General features: G+C 68.0%; 16 protein-coding genes. 5 read left to right on the forward strand and 11 right to left on the reverse strand.

The window, feature by feature from the left end; translation table 11 throughout:
• Position 1: 1 nt before the first annotated feature.
• Both ACWIGI_RS21745 and ACWIGI_RS21750 read right to left on the reverse strand, forming a co-directional pair.
• A complete protein-coding gene (locus ACWIGI_RS21745; RefSeq protein WP_454204251.1) occupies positions 2 to 1,534 on the reverse strand; it encodes a hypothetical protein in 1,533 nt (510 codons plus the stop codon).
• On the reverse strand, positions 1,531 to 1,746 hold the full coding sequence (locus tag ACWIGI_RS21750) for a hypothetical protein (protein WP_454204252.1): 216 nt from the start codon (positions 1,744 to 1,746) through the stop codon (positions 1,531 to 1,533). Before ACWIGI_RS21750 ends, ACWIGI_RS21745 begins: the two co-directional genes overlap by 4 nt.
• A 239-nt stretch (positions 1,747 to 1,985) precedes the next feature.
• Between ACWIGI_RS21750 and ACWIGI_RS21755 the strand changes: the two genes are divergently transcribed.
• From ACWIGI_RS21755 to ACWIGI_RS21765, 3 genes are all read left to right on the forward strand, one after another.
• Entirely contained in the window at positions 1,986 to 2,675 is a 690-nt protein-coding gene (locus ACWIGI_RS21755) for a TetR/AcrR family transcriptional regulator (protein ID WP_454204253.1), read from the forward strand.
• Positions 2,676 to 2,778: 103 nt separating this feature from the next.
• Entirely contained in the window at positions 2,779 to 3,924 is a 1,146-nt protein-coding gene (locus tag ACWIGI_RS21760) for an acyl-CoA dehydrogenase family protein (RefSeq protein WP_454204254.1), read from the forward strand.
• On the forward strand, positions 3,908 to 4,591 hold the full coding sequence (locus ACWIGI_RS21765) for a TetR/AcrR family transcriptional regulator (RefSeq protein WP_454204255.1): 684 nt from the start codon (positions 3,908 to 3,910) through the stop codon (positions 4,589 to 4,591). Before ACWIGI_RS21760 ends, ACWIGI_RS21765 begins: the two co-directional genes overlap by 17 nt.
• Positions 4,592 to 4,884: 293 nt before the next feature.
• Here ACWIGI_RS21765 and ACWIGI_RS21770 read toward each other — a convergent pair whose 3' ends face one another.
• The 6 genes from ACWIGI_RS21770 to ACWIGI_RS21795 all read right to left on the reverse strand — a co-directional run bounded on the left by ACWIGI_RS21770 (position 4,885) and on the right by ACWIGI_RS21795 (position 9,581).
• On the reverse strand, positions 4,885 to 5,136 hold the full coding sequence (locus ACWIGI_RS21770) for a hypothetical protein (protein ID WP_454204256.1): 252 nt from the start codon (positions 5,134 to 5,136) through the stop codon (positions 4,885 to 4,887).
• 364 nt (positions 5,137 to 5,500) lie between these two features.
• Positions 5,501 to 6,562: a DNA polymerase domain-containing protein gene (locus ACWIGI_RS21775; RefSeq protein ID WP_454204257.1), complete on the reverse strand. Its 1,062-nt coding sequence runs from the start codon at positions 6,560 to 6,562 to the stop codon at positions 5,501 to 5,503.
• Positions 6,559 to 7,674, reverse strand: coding sequence for an ATP-dependent DNA ligase (locus ACWIGI_RS21780; protein ID WP_454204258.1), 1,116 nt, complete (start codon positions 7,672 to 7,674; stop codon positions 6,559 to 6,561). The genes ACWIGI_RS21775 and ACWIGI_RS21780 overlap by 4 nt, the downstream gene beginning before the upstream one ends.
• Positions 7,675 to 7,784: 110 nt before the next feature.
• Entirely contained in the window at positions 7,785 to 8,186 is a 402-nt protein-coding gene (locus ACWIGI_RS21785) for a cold-shock protein (protein WP_454204259.1), read from the reverse strand.
• 41 nt (positions 8,187 to 8,227) lie between these two features.
• Entirely contained in the window at positions 8,228 to 9,328 is a 1,101-nt protein-coding gene (locus ACWIGI_RS21790) for an SPFH domain-containing protein (protein WP_454204405.1), read from the reverse strand.
• A gap of 19 nt (positions 9,329 to 9,347) precedes the next feature.
• Positions 9,348 to 9,581, reverse strand: coding sequence for a hypothetical protein (locus ACWIGI_RS21795; RefSeq protein WP_454204260.1), 234 nt, complete (start codon positions 9,579 to 9,581; stop codon positions 9,348 to 9,350).
• Positions 9,582 to 9,851: 270 nt separating this feature from the next.
• Between ACWIGI_RS21795 and ACWIGI_RS21800 the strand changes: the two genes are divergently transcribed.
• A complete protein-coding gene (locus ACWIGI_RS21800) occupies positions 9,852 to 11,384 on the forward strand; it encodes a DHA2 family efflux MFS transporter permease subunit (RefSeq protein WP_454204261.1) in 1,533 nt (510 codons plus the stop codon).
• A gap of 110 nt (positions 11,385 to 11,494) precedes the next feature.
• Here the strand turns inward: ACWIGI_RS21800 and ACWIGI_RS21805 are convergent, their stop codons facing one another.
• Both ACWIGI_RS21805 and mraY read right to left on the reverse strand, forming a co-directional pair.
• Positions 11,495 to 11,998, reverse strand: coding sequence for a hypothetical protein (locus ACWIGI_RS21805; RefSeq protein WP_454204262.1), 504 nt, complete (start codon positions 11,996 to 11,998; stop codon positions 11,495 to 11,497).
• Between the two features lie 198 nt (positions 11,999 to 12,196).
• Positions 12,197 to 13,273 (reverse strand): phospho-N-acetylmuramoyl-pentapeptide-transferase, encoded by a 1,077-nt coding sequence (gene mraY, locus ACWIGI_RS21810; RefSeq protein WP_454204263.1) that lies wholly within the window; start codon positions 13,271 to 13,273, stop codon positions 12,197 to 12,199.
• A gap of 407 nt (positions 13,274 to 13,680) precedes the next feature.
• On the opposite strand from mraY, the gene ACWIGI_RS21815 reads away from it, so the two are divergent.
• On the forward strand, positions 13,681 to 15,771 hold the full coding sequence (locus ACWIGI_RS21815; RefSeq protein WP_454204264.1) for a HEAT repeat domain-containing protein: 2,091 nt from the start codon (positions 13,681 to 13,683) through the stop codon (positions 15,769 to 15,771).
• 43 nt (positions 15,772 to 15,814) lie between these two features.
• Here the strand turns inward: ACWIGI_RS21815 and ACWIGI_RS21820 are convergent, their stop codons facing one another.
• Entirely contained in the window at positions 15,815 to 17,041 is a 1,227-nt protein-coding gene (locus ACWIGI_RS21820; protein ID WP_454204265.1) for a cytochrome P450, read from the reverse strand.
• Between the last annotated feature and the right edge of the window lie 69 nt (positions 17,042 to 17,110).

Consider the following 17,110-nt stretch of genomic DNA (forward strand, 5'->3'; position numbering starts at 1 on the left):
GCTATTCGGCTGTGGCGGTTGCGGGTTCGAGTGCGGTGGCGTGGTGGGGGTGGTCGAGTTCGCGGGCGCGTTCGGCGAGTTGGGCGAGGAGCCGGGCGGGGATTTCGTCGCGTACTCGGGTGAAGGCGTTCCAGACGATGTCGGGGGTGTGGGTGGTGAGGGCGGTGAGGAAGTCCTCGATGTCGTCCATGGCGTCGATGAGTTCGAGGACGCGGGCGCGGCCGTGCGGTTCCTGGGCGAGGGCGATGTCGACGAGGGTGTCGATGGTGTCGCTCTGGGCGGCTGCGCGGACGGCGGCCAGGAGTTGGTCGCGGGTGAGGTCGCCGATGCAGTGGGCGAGGGTGGGGGTGGTGGTGTCGGGGAGGGCGTGCACCAAAGGCAGTGCCTGGGACCACAGGTGGTGTTCGGCGGTGCTGGTGATGACCGCGCGCAGGACGTCGGGGTCCTGCATGACGGGTAGGGCGGCGAGGCGGCGGCGTTCGGGGTCGGTCATGGCGAGGGCGACGGGGATCATGGCGTCCCAGCGGCCGGCGGTGTCGGCTTGGCGGATGAGGTCGTCGAGGCGGTCGTCGGTTTCGGCGGCGACGCGGGCGGCGACGAAGGCGAGTTGGGCCGGGGGCAGGTGGGCTGCGAGGGGTAGGAGTTCGAGCCAGTGTCCGGCGGTGAGGGCGGTGTCGGTGATGGCGGCGAGGACGGGTTCGGCGTGGACGGCGGGGCGTTCTGCGAACAGGCGCAGGCTGTCGTGGCTCATGGCGCTGGTGATGGGCAGCAGGGTGGCCCAGGCGTCGAGGTCGGCGACGGCGGTGATGAGTGAGTCCAGGACGGGTCCGCCGAGTCCGGCGGCGGTGTCGCCGATCCAGGCGCGGTTGTGGGGTGCGATGGAGTCGAGCAGGTCGATGCCTTCGGCCCACATGTGTTGTTCGGCGGCGGCGCGGATGATGCCGGGGACGCGGTCGGCGACGATGTGCAGGACGCGGTCGATGGCGGTTTTGTCTTCGAGTAGGAAGCCGATGCGCAGCAGGTCGATGTCGCTCATGACGGGTGCGGCGGCGCGCAGGGCTGGTTCGGGGATGACGTGGACGAAGCGGCCCATGGTGATGTGGTCGCCGTGGGCCAGGAGTTCGCGGGCGACTTTTTCCACGAGTGCGGGTGGGACGGCGGCGATGATGGCGGCGGTGCGGCGGGGGTCGATCTGGACGGAGACGTCGGCGAGGAAGGCCGGGGGGAGGGAGGTGGCGATGTCGATGGCGCGGGTGGGGTCGACGGCGCCGGCGATGGCGGCGCACAGGACGGGTCCGAAGGCGCGTTCGGCGACTTTGGCGCTGATGGTGACGGGGACGAGTTTGGCTGCTTGGGCGACTTTGTGGAGGCGTTTGGCGTCGCGGTCGAAGAGGCGGTCGGTGGCGCGTTCGCGGAATTGGCGGATGGCCGCGGGTGGGAGGTCGACGAGGAAGTCGAGGTCGGTGGGGTCCGAGATGCCGAGTAGGCGCGCGAGTTTGGTGGTTTCGGCGACGGCGGCGAGGTGTTCGCTCATAGGCCCAGTGCTTTCTTGACGGCGGGGCGCATGAGGCGCGGGACGTAGTCGAGGGAGTTGGCGATGGCGGTGTCGAGGGTGGTGGCGCGCCGGGTGAGTGCGGCGTTGAGGAGTCGGTCGAGTTCGGTGAGTTCGGTGTCGGTGAGTTGGGTGAGGGCGTCGGGCAGGGGTGCCTGCAGGGTGGTGGCGAGGGTGTGTGCGGGTTCGGGCATGGCGGGCTTTCCGGGTGGGCTGCTCGGGTGGGCGGTCGGCGTCGGGTGGGTGCTGTTCGGTGCCGTGCGTACCGCCGGTACGAGTTTCGATACTGGCAGTACGTTTGAAGAGAGCGCAATGCCAGGCGGTTGATCCGGGTTGTGGCCTCGATCACGCGAAGGTCAGGCTTGTCGAGCGGTTCTGGTAGCTGTATCGCGCTGGGAAGGGTTCGTACTGCCGGTACGTGTACACTGCGCGGGTGGTTCGGATATCTGCCGGTACGGGCGCGGTGACCCGCGATGACATCGTGAACGCGGCGATTCGGGTGATCGATCGTGACGGTCCCCGGCCGAGCATGGATGACATCGCTCGCGAGGCGGGTATCACCAAGCCGCGCCTGTATCGCCAGTTCGCGGACAAGGGTGATCTGTTCACCGAGATCGCCACGCGGATGTCCCAGCGCGCGTTCTCGGCGGCGGGGTCGGATATGACATTGATGCTGGCGCCGCCGCGGGCGGCGTTGCGGCGGGTGTTCACCGACTATGCGAACGGAATCCTGGAGCACCCCAACGTTTTTCGTTATCTGGGGCAGGCGCCGGTGTTGCAGCAGTCGGGGGTGTTGCAGCTGGATCTGGGTCGGGAGGCGTCGGGGCGGTTGTCGAGGATGGCGCTGTCGGTGGCCGAGGCGGTGCCGCTCGAGACCTCGGGGATCGAGTATCTGTCGCGGGCGCTGGTGGGGGCGGTGGTGGCGATCACGGATCTGTGGTTGCGCGATTCGGATCGGCCGTCGCAGGGTGAGACCGATGAGTTCATCGATCAGGCAACGGAATTGGTGTGGGGGTTGATCGACGGGTTCCTGCGCAGGCAGGGGATCGAGGCCGATCCCGATGTTCCGATTTTCACCACGTTCGCCGAGGTGAATCAGTCGCGGGCGGGGGAAGCGGGGTAGTGCCGGGGGCCGGCTGTTGACACTTTGTTGACACGATGCCAATAGCAGTGCACCCTTGTCCTCGAGGCGCGGTGGTGCGCGCCCGGGAGACGAAGGAACGACAATGGCACGCCCGGCATGGAGCGACGACGAGGTCGAGGCCGTACGCGGACTCGCGAAAACCTTCTTCGAGAAGGAGGTGGTCCCGCACGAGGACAAATTCATCGAACAGGGCCACCCCGACCGTGAGCTCTACCGGCGCGCGGGCGAACTCGGCCTGCTGTGCGCGGCCATTCCGGCCGAATACGGCGGTGGCGGTGGAACTTTCGCGCACGAGGCGGCCATCATCGAAGCCCAGTGCCAGCAGGGTGACGGGGCCATGGGCATGCCGGTGCACTCCTCGATCATCGCGCCCTACATTCACGAGTTCGGGTCCGAGGAGCTCAAGCGCTCGGTCCTGCCGCGCGCGGCCAGCGGGGAGATGGTGCTCTCGATCGGCATGACCGAGCCGGGCACCGGATCGGATCTGCAGGCCATCAAGACCCGCGCGGTGCGTGAGGGCGACGAGTACGTCATCACCGGGTCCAAGATCTTCATCTCCAACGGCTGGCTGTGCGACGGCATCATTCTCGCGGTCAAGACCGACCCGTCCCTGGGCGCGGCCGGAGTCTCGCTGATCTTCGCCGAGGTCGGCGACGACACCCCCGGGTTCACGCGCGGGCGGATCCTGTCCAAGATGGGCGGCAAGGGCCAGGACACCGCGGAGCTGTTCTTCGACGGACTGCGCGTGCCGGCCTCGAACCTGCTGGGTTCGGCCGAGGGCCAGGGCTTCTATCAGATGATGCAGATGCTCGCCCAGGAGCGCCTGGTCACCGCGATCATGGCGGTGGCGATGACCGAGCGCGCGGTCGAGCTGACGATCGAGTACACCAAGGGCCGCGAGGCGTTCGGCAAGCCGCTGTTCGCGATGCAGAACACCCGGTTCGAGCTCGCCGAGTGCGCCACCATCGCCAAGGTGGGCCGGGTTTTCCTGGACGACTGCATCGACAAGCACCTGCGCGGTGAACTGGACATTCCCACCGCTGCCATGTCGAAGTACTGGCTGACCGATCAACTCGGTAATGTGGTGGATCGCTGCCTGCAGTTCTTCGGCGGCTACGGGTACATGACCGAATACCCGATTGCCCAGCTGTACACCGGCGCCCGGATCCTGCGGATTCTCGCGGGCGCCAACGAGGTGATGAAGGACCTCATTGCCCGCTCACTCTGACAGTCACGCACCGTCGAAGCCCGGCGGTACCGAGACCGCGCCGGTGACCGCCGACGACACCCCGTCGCGGCGGCGCCGGCTCGAACCCGACGAACGCCGCGCGCAGATACTGTCCTGCGCCATCGACATGTTCGGCGAGCGTCCGTACGCCGCGGTGTCCACCGCCGAGCTCGCCCAGCGAGCCGGGGTGGCCCGCGGTCTGATCAACCACTACTTCGGCAACAAGCGCGACCTGTACCTGGCGGTCGTGCGCCGGATGGTGACCCTGCCGCGCGCGCTCGAGATGGGGGTGCCCACCGGCACGACCCGCGAGCGCGTGGACGCGAGCGTGTCGTGGTTGCTCGACACGATCGGCGAACACGGCACGACGTGGGTGAAGGTGACCGGCCTCGAGGGGATCGGTGACGATCCCGAGGTGCAGCGCATCCTGGACGAGGCCGACAACGCCGCGGCGGTCCGCGTGGTGCAGATGGTCGGCCTCGAGGATTCGATGCACAGCGCCGAGCTGCAGGCCCTGGTCCGCTGCTACGGCGGCCTGGTCAAGGCCGCGGGCCGCGAATGGATCGTGCGCGGGAGCCTGAACCGCGCCCAGGTCCACGATCTGCTCGCCGACACCCTCACGACCCTGATCGGCGAGTCCTTCCCGAAGGTCCACGGCGCGGGCTGATCCCCCGCACGCGCGCCAGTCGTGCACCCGATACGACCGAGAACACCGGATGGTCCCGGCTCGACCCGTCGAGCCGGGACCATCGCGGTATCGCCGGTCGGAGGGTGAACCGAACGAAGGTCGGCGGCCGTTCGGGATGCGCTGGCGTCCACCATCCTGTCGCGGGCACAGCGAGCGTCAGTAGGGTTGGCCGAAGGCGCGAAAAAGCTTGTGCCGCAGCGTGCTTTCGCAGAGTTGAGTCAGGGGCCATCGCCGGAGTCGAGTGACGGTCCGCAGGGTGTGGCCGGAACTCGCTAGAGGCGGGGGTCGAAGACCAGGCGGAAGTTGGTCAGGGACAGGGCGTTCGCGGGGCCGTGGTCGGCGTCCACCCAGAACTCGCGGCCGGGGAGCTCGTTGCGGGGCAGGTCGGCTTGGGCGGCTATCACCGCCGCGGACCATTGGATGGCCATCCACGAGGGGTGCCAGGGGGTTTCGAGGTAGGCGATCGCTCTGTCGCCCTCGCCGATCACCAGGACGCAGCGCACCTTCACGCGCTCGGTGCTCACCCCACCATGGTGCATCCGGCATCGGCGCGGCGGGTGCGGCGTGCGCGGTTGTGCCGACAATGCAGCCGCGCAGTTACCCGGCGGGCCCGTGTGGCGGCGCACGCCGAGTACCGGTCGGGGCGGCGGACTTTCACCGTCCACCAGCCGGTTCGGTCGTACCTGGGTCCGGCCTCGGCCGATGACGTGTGCGGCCGGTGCGGTCGTCCTCGCTCGCGCCGCGCGTCTATCGATCCCGGGGTGAAATTCGGAGCCCGCACGCTGGCGGCCGGTGCGGAATGTGCCTGCCGTGCACGCTCATCGGTGTACGCGTGGGCAGGCGAGGTCCGGCATGCGCGAGTCCCGCACGCGGACCGCTCCGGTGCCGCTACTCGGCGTCCTTGCGGGCGCGTGAGGGTTGTACGCGGGAGGGTTCGTTCGGCATCTTCGGGTACTGCGGGGGCCAGGGGGCGTCCTGCAGGCCTGCGGCCAGGTCTTTCTCGGACAGGTCGAGCAGGGGGGTCAGGTCCTGGGGGGTGCGGTCGGACCAGGGGTCGCCCAGCTCGGCGAGGCGGGCGGGGACCGTCGCGATGGTCAACTCGTCGTTGGTGACCTCGGGCAGCGCGTCCCAGGAGATCGGGGTCGAGACCTGGGCGCCGACCTTCGGGCGGACGCACCAGGCGCCGAAAACCGTTTTGTGCGGGGCGTTCTGGTTGTAGTCGACGAACACCCGGGACCCGCGTTCCTCCTTCCACCACTGGGCGGTGATGGTGTCGGGGTGGCGGCGTTCGAGTTCGCGGGCCAGGGCGACCGCGGCCGCGCGCACCTGGTAGCCGTCCCAGCGCGGCTCGAGCAGCGCGTACAGGTGCAGTCCGCGCGATCCGGAGGTCTTGATGCGCACGTCGATGCCGAGGTCGGTGCACACCTCGCGGGTGCGCTGGGCCGCGGCGCGCAGGTCGTCGAAGGAGATACCCGGGGAGGGGTCGAGGTCGATGCGCAACTCGTCGGTGACCCCGGTGGGCGGGAGCAGTTCGCCGGCCGCGTCGTGGACCGGGGGCGCGGTGCTCGCGGCGGGGGCGTCGGCGTGGGTGGGCCAGACGTGAAATCCCAAGCAGCCCAGGTTGACCGCCCACAGCAGGTGCGCCATGTCCGCGGCGACCAGAGCATCGCTGACGGTGCCGTTGGGGGTGGAGACCTCGGTGGTCTGCAACCAGGAGGGCACCGATTTCGGGACGCGCTTCTGGAACCAGGATTTGCCGCCGGCCCCGTCGGGATAGCGTTCGAGCAGTACCGGGCGATCCTTGATGGTGTTCATGATGGGCCCGGCGACCGCGAGGTAGTAGTTGACGAGATCGAGTTTGGTTTCCTCGCGTTTGCTGAAATAGATCTTGCCGGGGTTGGAGATGGTGACGGTGTGCCCGTCGACCTCGATCTCGACCGAATCGCTCACCGCACAGTGCCTTTCGCCGCTCGGGCTTGATCGAAGATGTCGGCCAGTTCGGCGGGGGCGACCTCGTCGAGCTGGGCGTAGGTGCACGAGCGCGGGGTGCGGTCGGTGCGGAAGCGGGCCAGGCGCCCGCCGTGGCGGAAGCGCCCGGCCATGACGTGTTCGTAGCGGACCTCGGCGACCAGCTCGGGGCGCAGCGGCTCCCACGACAGGTCCTTGCCGCCGGTCCAGCGGCTCACCCCGCCCGGCATCTTGCCGTCGGCGCGGGCCTGGGCGGCGGCGTCGGCCCATTCGCGCCACGGATGATTCTCGAGCGCGTTCTCCCGCAGCGGCGCGAGTTCGGTGACGAGCTCTTTGCGGCGTTTGGCGGTGAAGGAGCTGGCCACGCCCACGTGATGGAGGTTGCCGTCGTCGTCGAACAAGCCCAGCAGCAGCGATCCGACGCCTTCGCCGTCCTTGTGCCAGCGAAATCCTGCGACCACGCAGTCGGCGGTGCGTTCGTGCTTGACCTTGAACATGACTCGTTTGTCCTGCAGGTAGCCCAGGTCCGCGGCTTTGACCATGACCCCGTCGAAGCCCGCGCCCTCGAACCGGGTGAACCAGTCCTGGGCCACGTCCGGGTCCTCGGTCATGGGGGTGAGGTGGATGCGGGTCGCGCCGGCGTCGGGCCCGCGCGTATCGAGCAGGGTTTCCAGTAGTCGCCGGCGTTCGGCGAACGGCTCACCGGTCAGATCCCGGTCCCCGAGCGCGAGCAGATCGAACGCCACGAAGCTGGCCGGGGTTTCGACCGCGAGTTTGTTGACCCGCGAGGCCGCGGGGTGCAGGCGCTGCTGCAGGGTGTCGAAGTCCAGGCCGTGCTCGGTGACGATCACGATCTCCCCGTCGATCACGCATTTGTCCGGCAGGGCCTTGCCCAGCAGTTCCACCAGTTCGGGGAAGTAGCGGGTCAGGGGCCTGTCGTTGCGTGAGCCCAGTTCGATCTCGTCCCCGTCGCGGAACACGATGCACCGGAAGCCGTCCCATTTGGGTTCGTAGCGCAGTCCGGATTCGCGCGGCAGGGTCGAGACCGATTTGGCGAGCATCGGTTTGACCGGCGGCATGACGGGCAGCTCCACACGACCTCCTCGGGTTGTCTCACCCAGGTAGACGGTGCGACCGGTGAGAAATCACCGGTCGCGGTCCCTCGAAGATCGTACGGGGTCAGCGGTCTGTTTTGCCTGAACCGCTAGTTTTCCAGCCACCCGTGCTGATCGGCGAACGCGGTCAGCCGGTCGCGGATGGTCAGTATTTCCCCGGCGGTGAGCGCGGGGGAGGCGTCCAGCAGCAGTTCGGTGATGAGCCGGCGATGTTCGGCCGCGCTCAACTGCCCGTGCACCCGCTCCTTGGTTTTGTGTGAACGAGCCGGCGGCGGCGGTGCGCTCGTGCCCGCGGCCAGGGCCAGATTGATGGCCTTGGGCCCCCGATCACCCTCGGTCACGTCGAATTCGAACACCCGCCCCTGTCGCAACTCGTCCTCATCCAGCCCGATGTCGTTGACATGGACGAACACGTCCGGCCCACCGTCTTCCGGACGGATGAAACCGAACCCCCGAGAGCTGTCGAACGACACCAATTTCCCGATGGACACCTGAACACCTGCTCCTCGTCGCCGCGTCCCTCGCGGTAACTCTAGTCCGCGGCTCGATCATTGTCGGAGGAAAGTGCCTTTTGCAACGAATTGAAGACAGTCAGGCCCTGACCAACCATGCCATTGATGATTTCACCGACCCCCTCTGGGCCATTGAGGACCGTAACATTCGCGTGCGCCAAACCCGCCGCCGCGCTCTTGACGATCTCCGGAAGTTGTTCGATCAGAAGCTGATCGAGCGCGATGCGATTGTTCGAGGCCGCGGCCTCGGCCTGGATGCGGGTGCGGTTCGCCTCGGCCTCGGCCAGGATGCGCACCCGTTCTGCCTCGGCCAGGGCCGGTTTGACGACCTCGGCCTGCAACTGCTGTTCGCGCAGTTCGGCCTGTTTGCGCGCCTGTTCGGCCTGCGCGGTGAGTACTCCCTGCAGGGCGACGGCCTGGGCGAGCGGACCCGCCTGCGCGGCTTCGGCATTGGCCTTGTCGATGTCGTGCTGATATTGCGCGCGCAGGATCGAGGTCTCGCGCGAGTACTCGGCCTGACGGCGCAGCGACTCCTGTTCGGCCTGGGCCGCGGCCTGCGCGGCCGCGGCCTGGGCGATCTGGGCATCACGCTGGACCGCGGCGTTGTGCGGGGCGGCCAATGCTGTGATGTAGCCGAGGTTGCCGTCGTCGATGGACTGGATCTGGAACGAGTCGACCGTGAGCCCGATGTTGCCCATCTCGACCTTGGAGGCCACCAGTACCTCGTCGGCCAGGCGCTGGCGTTCGCGAATGATCTCCTCCACCGTCATCGAGCCCACGATCGAGCGCAGATGACCGGAGAAGATGCGCCCGGTCAGCACCGACATCTCCTGTTCTTGTTCGGACAGGAACCGTTGGGCGGCATTGACGATGGACTGGGTGTCGTTGGCGACCTTGAACGCGATGACCGCGCGCACGTCGAGCTGGATGGCCTGTTTGGTGACGCAGCGTTCGGCGATCTCGGCCTCGAACATCGCCAGCGACAGGAAGCGCACCTTGCGGAAGAACGGCAGCACCCAGGTGCCGTGACCGATCACCACCCGGAACGGCGCGTTGTCCTTGCTGCCCCCGCCACTGACCAGCATGGCCTCATCGGGATCGGGTACGTGATAACCCAGCACTGTTGTCTCCCTTGATAAATCAGATATCCCCACGATGGTCGCCGGGCAAGGGGATCCACGGCACCACATCGACTATCCGCCCCGGATGCGCGCCCACCACCAGGACGGTGGCGCCGGAGTCCAGCGGCTCCGCGGCGCGCGCGATGTACAGCTCGGTCCCCCCTCGAATGGCGACCAGAACCTCACCGAGCATGTGCGGGCCCCGGATCGGCGTGGTCAGCGTACCGGTCAGTCCCAGCACGGGGTCGGACATCGCTGGGAACTCCTGCCATTCACGGTGAATCCTCAGCGTACGTGGACAAGTGGCGTGCCCCGCGCACTCGGTGGATGAATTCTCGACCGAATCGTTAGCTCACTATTCGCTATCTGTCGATATCGTGGCTGGGGTCCGACGCGCAATGGTGTGCTCCATGGTGGCGAAAGGATCTCGTATGGTGCGGGCAGGCGGTGCGAGCGAAATATTCGGGCGTGTCCGGGCGCAACACTATTGGTTACCCGGGGATGGAACTGGCAGGCTTAAGCGGTGACCACTCCTCCGGATTTATCCAAAGCGGGCCCGGCCGGCGACGACAAACTCGACGCCGGCGTGCTCAAGATCGCCGGCGTCGTCGTGCTCGGCGCGATCATGTCGATTCTCGACATCACCGTGGTGACCGTCGCGATCCCCAAGTTCCAGGAAACCTTCGACACCACCTACGCCATCGCGGCGTGGTCGATGACCGGCTACACCCTGGCCCTGGCCACGGTCATCCCGCTGACGGGCTGGGCCGCGGACAGATTCGGCACCAAACGCCTCTACATCGCGGCACTGATCTTCTTCGTGCTCGGCTCGGTGCTGTGCTCCACGGCCTGGAGCATCGAATCGCTCATCGCCTTCCGCGTCATCCAGGGCCTGGGCGGCGGCATGCTCATGCCGCTGGGCATGACGATCATGACCCACGCCGCCGGACCGCACCGGATCGGGCGCGTCATGGCCGTGCTGGGCGTGCCCATGCTGCTGGGCCCCATCGGGGGCCCGATCCTGGGCGGCTGGCTCATCGACAGCTTCTCCTGGCACTGGATCTTCCTGATCAACCTGCCCATCGGCATCGTGGCCCTGGTGCTGGCGGTCATCATCTTCCCCGCCGACCGCCCCGAACCCTCGGAATCGTTCGACTTCGTCGGCATGCTGCTGGCCTCACCGGGTCTGGCGCTGTTCCTGTTCGGTGTGTCCTCGATCCCCGAAGCCGGGACCGTGGCCGCCAGACGCGTACTGATCCCGGCGATCATCGGCCTGATCCTGATGGTGGCGTTCGTGTTCCACGCCATGCGCGCACGCCATCCGCTCATCGATCTGCGCCTGTTCCAGAACAAGTCGCTGCGCTACGCGGTGCTGACCATGACCCTGTTCGCGATGGCCTTCTTCGGCTCGGGCCTGCTGCTGCCGAGCTACCTGCAGCAGGTGCGCGGGGAAACCACGCTCATGGCCGGTCTGCTCATCGCCCCGCAGGGCCTGGGCGCCATGCTCACCATGCCCATCGCGGGCCGCCTGGTCGACAAGATCGGACCCGGCAAGATCGTGCTCACCGGCATCGCGGTCATGTCCCTGGGCATGGCGTACCTGACCCAGGTCAGCGCCGACACCCCGTACCTGCTGCTGTGCACCGCGCTGTTCGTGACCGGCCTCGGTATGGGCTGCACCATGATGCCGACCATGACCGCCGCGATCCAGACCCTGACCCACGCGCAGGTCGCGCGCGGATCGACCCTGATGAACATCGTCAACCAGACCGCGGGATCGATCGGCACCGCGGTCATCTCGGTGGTGCTGACCAACCTGCTCAACAACCAGAGCTTCGCCCAGACCGCGATCGCCTCGAACTACAACCCCATGGTCGCCGAGAACACTCCGCCGGGTGACCTCGAGACCGGATTCGACCAGGCCGCAAGCGCGTTCGGGCACACCTTCGTGGTCGCGCTCGTGCTGCTGGTGGTCACCCTGATCCCGGCCTACTTCCTGCCGCGGGTCAAACCCAAGGATCCCGAGGTCGCCGGAGCGGTCGTGGCCGCGCACTGACAGATCCCCCCGCACGACGAAACCCCGTATCCCGCCGCGCACATCGCGCGGTGAGGTACGGGGTTTTCGTGTGCGGGAGGGAAAAAGCCCTCCCGCAGCGCAATTCGATATCAGGCGCAGGCCGGGGAGACCACGTTGCCCAGGGCCAGCATGCTGCAGATCCACTCCTTCTGGACCTTCCACTTGCCGTCCTCGACCACGAACGGCACGGTTGCCTGGTTCGGGGCGCCACCGGCGATCGCGGCCTGCGCGTCCGCGGTCAGGGTGCCGTTACCCAGATCGGTCACGTTGATGACCTTGATGGTGGCCTGGTTCTGCTGGTAGAAGTCGGTCAGCAGCTGCGGCAGATTCGGATCGGCCGACACACCCTGCAGGAACGTGGTCTTCTGATCCGCGGGCACCGCCGGATCCACCACGCGGGTCAGCTCGGCGTTCAGCTCCTCCACGGTCGGGGCGGGCGGGTAGTTGCCCTGCGGCGCCGCGGTCACCTTCGAGGTGGTGGTGCTCTTGGCCGTCGTCGTGGGCTTGTCACCCTCACCGCACGCGGACAATCCCAGGGCGGTCACGACGGTGAGCGCGGCGATCGCGATGCGTCCGGTCATGTGAAGCGTCAACTGCTCGTCCTTTTCATTTCGTATACCTCCGGGCCGCAACAGCTCCGGGGCCCAATCCGCACGGCCGCCCCGCACGCGAGGCGACCGTCCGCTGACAGACCTTACTGAGAAGTACGCCGGAAAACCCGCCCCCGGTCGGTCACCGGCGTCCTTTGCGATCGAATCCTCACCGCGCCCTCACGAACTCCTCAGAGTTCTCTAACTCGTCGCGGTCAGATGATCGCCGTAGAACAGCATCAAACCCGTCGCCGCCGCGACGGCCCCCAACAGCCAGAATCGAATCGAGACCGTGGTTTCGGGCCAGCTGCTGAGCTCGAAATGATGATGCAGGGGCGCCATCCGGAACAGCCGGCGCCGCGTGGTCTTGAACACCGCGATCTGCAACAGCACCGACAGGATCTCCGCGCAGAACAGCGCGCCCACGACCACCATCAGCAACTCCGTACGCGAGGTGATCGACAACCCCGCCAGCAACCCGCCCAGCGCCAGCGAACCGGTATCGCCCATGAAGATCTTGGCCGGGGCCGCGTTCCACCACAGGAACCCCACACACGCCGCCGCCGTGGCCGCGCACACCATCGCCAGATCCAGCGGATCGCGCACGCTGTAGCAGCCCTGTCCCGGGCGCGAGGTGCACGCGTTGGTGTACTGCCAGAACGTGATCAGCACATACGCGCCCAGGGTCAGGCCCATCGTGCCCGCGGCCAGACCGTCCAGGCCGTCGGTGATGTTGACCGCGTTGGACCAGGCCACCACCAGGAACACCACCAGCAGCAGGAACAGCGGGGTGATCAGGGAGAACCACGGCAGATCCCGCAGGATCGACACGTGCCGGCTGCCCGGGGTGAGCCCGGTGCTGTCGGGGAACCGCAACACCAGCACCCCGAACACGATCGCCGCGCCCACCTGGCCCACATATTTGCCCGTGGCGGTCAATCCGAGATTGCGGCGCTTGTACAGCTTGATGAAATCGTCCAGGAACCCCACCACACCCAGGGCCGTGGCCAAACCCAGCACCAGCAGCCCCGAGGCGGTCACCCCCGGTTCGTCGTTGCCGATCCCGATCAGATGCGAACCCAGATAGCCCGCCCACATACCCACCACGATCGCGATACCGCCCATGGTCGGGGTGCCGCGTTTGGCCAGATGCGTGCGCGGGCCGTCGGCGCGGATCTCCTGCCCCAGCTGCTGGCGCGCGAAGATCCGCACCAGCACCGGGGTCAAGGTGATCGACACCGCCAGCGCGATCATCGCCGCGAACAGAATCTGCTTCATAGGGCCCCCAGGGGCCGCCGCGAGCCGCGCGGCCCAATAGATCTGACACTGTCCAAAACGTTTCAGATGCTAGCGAAAACCGGGCGCCGGCACGCATCGGTGCACGGGCGGGCACCGGAAACCCCAGGCAGAGTGCGTAATCGGTGGTGCGGGAGCGGACCGGGAACGACCGGGACGAGCCCGATCCACGAGCGCAGCCCTCCGCGACCGGGCCGCCGACCATCGCCGGTCCGCACACGCCCGGGCCCGGCGCACCGCTTTTCCTCTCCGGGGTCGAGGTCGCCGATCCGCGCGCCCGGGGCTCGGCACCGACCGACCCGGGCCCGCCGCGACCCGGAATCGGCCGTGCGCCAGCGCTTCTCGACCCGAATCGACGCGCGCGGGGTCCACCGGGCATAGTGCCGGGCATGTTCGACGGACTCCTGGACATCGACTGGGCATCGATGCAGCACGCGTACGGGTCGGCGGAGGAAGTGCCCGCGCTGCTGACGGCGATGAAGTCCGGCGATGCCCACGAGCGCGGCGCGGCGCTGGACCGGTTCTACAGCGCGGTGTTCCATCAGGGCTCGGTGTATCAGTGCACCGCGGCCAGTGTGCCGTTCCTGCTGGAGATGGCCCGGGACCCCGCCACACCCGACCGCGCTCGCATTGTCGACCTGCTGGTTCAGATCGGTGAATCCGCCGCCGAATGCGGTGACGAGCTCTACCTCGACTGGGACGGAAACCCCTACGGAGGTCCCGCAGCCGCGGCGGCGATGTCCGAGAACCACGCGCTGTTTTCTACGTTGGCTACCGACCCCGATGTGCGGGTACGCCGCGCGGCGATACCGGCACTGGCGCTGTTCGAGGACGACGGCCTGCGCGCGGTCGGGCGGCTACGCGCTCGATACGACGCCGAAACCGCCGTCGCCGAGCGGTTGCTCGTCGTGCGTGCGCTGGCGTTCCTGGCGCAGCGCATACCGAGCACCGCCGACGACGTCCTGGCCTGGTTCGACGCGTTGCTCGCACACGACACCGCCGAACCCGCACTGCTGCTGGACATCCTGGCCCTGCGAGCCCTGCACCCGACCGTCGAACCGGCGCCGGACACCGTGAGCCGCGCGGGCGAACTGCTGAGCCGCATCCACGACGGCGACACCGTGCCCGCGCACCCGGCCCGGACACCGAACGCCGGAGCCGACACCGGCCACCTCGCGCCCCAGATCGCCGACGCCTTCGCCGACCTGGCGCAGGCCGCGGGCGAACCGTCCTCGACCGAACGCTCACTCGCCGACATCCACGAGGCTCTCGGCGCGCGCATCGGGGACCGGACGGCCCTGCTCGACAGACAGTTGCGCACCAGCGATCTCGACCTGCGGCTGACCGCCCTGACAACGGCCCGGGCGATCATGATGAGCTGGCGCGGTGACCATGGCGCGCTGATCCTGCGCGTGAGCGAACACCTTCGCGCCGACGATCCCCGCGAGCGCGCCGCGGCCGCGGACACCCTCGAACGCTGTCATGCCATTGCCGAGCCCGCCCGTGAACCACTGGCCGAACACCTTGCCGCACAACACCGCTGCATCGGTGCGCGCGCCTGGGCGGACCCCGACCTGCTGGAGCGGCGCTCCCACCAGAACGCGGTGCGGGCGCTGGCGCGACTCGGCGACCCGCGCGCGGTATCCGACCTGCTCGTCGCCCTGGACAGCGACGTGGACACCTGGCGCGCGATTCAGGTCATGGGCGAACTAGCTAGCGCGGCAGACACTCTGGTCGAACCACTGTGCGCCTACCTCGAATACGCCGACCTCACCGCGAGCACGTTCGCGATGACCGCGAACTCCGCACTCGACGCCCTGGGCCGCCTGGGCGGCGAACACGCCCGCACCCACGTCACCCGCATCCTCACCGACGCGATCCGCGACGACAACCAAGACCTGACCCGCGCCGCCCTGTCCGCGCTGTCCACCCTCGGTCCCGCCGCCGCACCGGCCCTGCCTGCGGTGCACGCCCTGCTCGAGCACTCCGAAAACCACACGCGCACAGCCGCACTCACCACGCTGTGGGCGATCAGCCGCGACCACGAACCGGTGCTCGCGCCGCTGCGGAGCATTCTGGACGATCCGGCCAACGGAGACCTCAGCGCCCTGACGGACCTGCTCGCCGACCTCGGCCCCGCCGCCGCGGCGGCCGTGCCGCGCCTGCGCGCACACCTGAGCGACGGCAACGACTGGTTCGGCTGGAACCGCGTCCGGTCCGCGACCGCCCTCTGGCACATCGCCGGCGAGCCCGAGGCCCCGGCAGTCCTCGACGCCCTCCTGCACGGCTGGAAAGCCAACGAGGCCACCGCCGGCCACGTCCTGCGCACCCTGCACGCGATGGGTTCCCACGCCGCACCGGCCCTGCCCCTGCTCCACGCCGAACTCGCCGAAACCCGCCGCGTCCGCGAACTGAGCACCATCACCGCCGACGAAGAGCTCCAACACCTCTGCCGGGACCTGATCACCCGCCTCACCTGACCCCGGCCCGCCGCCGCGGGGCCCGCCCGGCGCGGTCGGGCGATCAGCCGTAGTGCACGTGCCAGCTCTTGATCGCGTTGAGCCAGCTCGAGCGCAGGCGTACCGGCTCGGAGACCTGGCGCAGGTTCGGCATCACCTCGGCGATCGTGTTGAACATCAGGTCGATCTGCAGGCGGGCCAGGTTCGCGCCGGCACAGTAGTGGGTGCCGTTGCCGCCGAAACCGACGTGCGGGTTGTGGGTGCGCAGCACATCGAAGGTGTACGGGTTCTCGAAGTGGTCCTCGTCGAAATTGGCCGAGGCGTAGAACAATCCGACGCGGTCACCGCGCGCGATCCGCTGATCGCCGATCACGGTGTCGGCCACCGCGGTGCGCTGCAGGGCCACCACGGGACTGGCCCAGCGCACGATCTCGTCGGGGGCGGTGCGCGGGCGCTGTTCGCGGTAGATCTCCCACTGCTCGGGATTGTCCACGAACGCCTTCATCCCGTGGGTGATGGCGTTGCGGATCGTCTCGTTGCCGCCCACGATCAGCAGCACCACGAACCAGGCGAACTCGTCCGAGGCCAGCGCCTCACCCTCGAGATCGGCGTGCAGCAGCGAGGTGGCGATGTCGTCCATCGGGCAGGCCCGCTTCTCCTCGGCCAGCCCCCACGCGTACCCCATCACCTCCGCGGTGGCCACCCGGTGATCGCCGTCGAAGTCCGGATCCTCGTACCCCATCATCTGATTGGTCCAGGCGAAGATCTTGCGCCGGTCGGCCTGGGGCACCCCGATCAGATCCGCGATCGCCTGCAACGGCAGCTCCGCGGCCACCTGCTCCACGAAATCGCCTCCGCCGCAGCGCTTGGCCTCGTGCACGATGCGTTCGGCGCGCTCGCGCAACGCATCACGCAGCGAGTCGACCGCGCGCGGGGTGAAACCCTTGGCGATGATGCGCCGGTACTTGGTGTGCCGGGGCGGGTCCATGTTCAGCAGCAGCTCGCGCTGGATCTCGATCTGATCGCGGGTGGTGTCCTCGGTGAACCGGATAACGACCGTGTTCTCCTCGGCCGAGAACGCCTCGGGGGTACGTGAGATCTCCTTGATGTCATCGAGTTTGGTGACCGCCCAGAACCCGTCGTCGTCGAATCCGCTGACTCCGCGCGGCTGCGGATTCCAGTACACCGGCGCGGTACGGCGCAAGCGCGCGAACTCCGCGATGGGCAAACGCTGGGCGAGCAGATCCGGATCAGTGAAGTCGAAACCGGGGGGAATGAACGGCGCGGACACGGAACCTCCTGTGGCACATGATCATCAGAAGTCAACCATGTGCGCGCGGGCTCGGCTCGCCGTGCGCGC

It is taken from the genome of Nocardia sp. NPDC055321 (assembly GCF_053645575.1).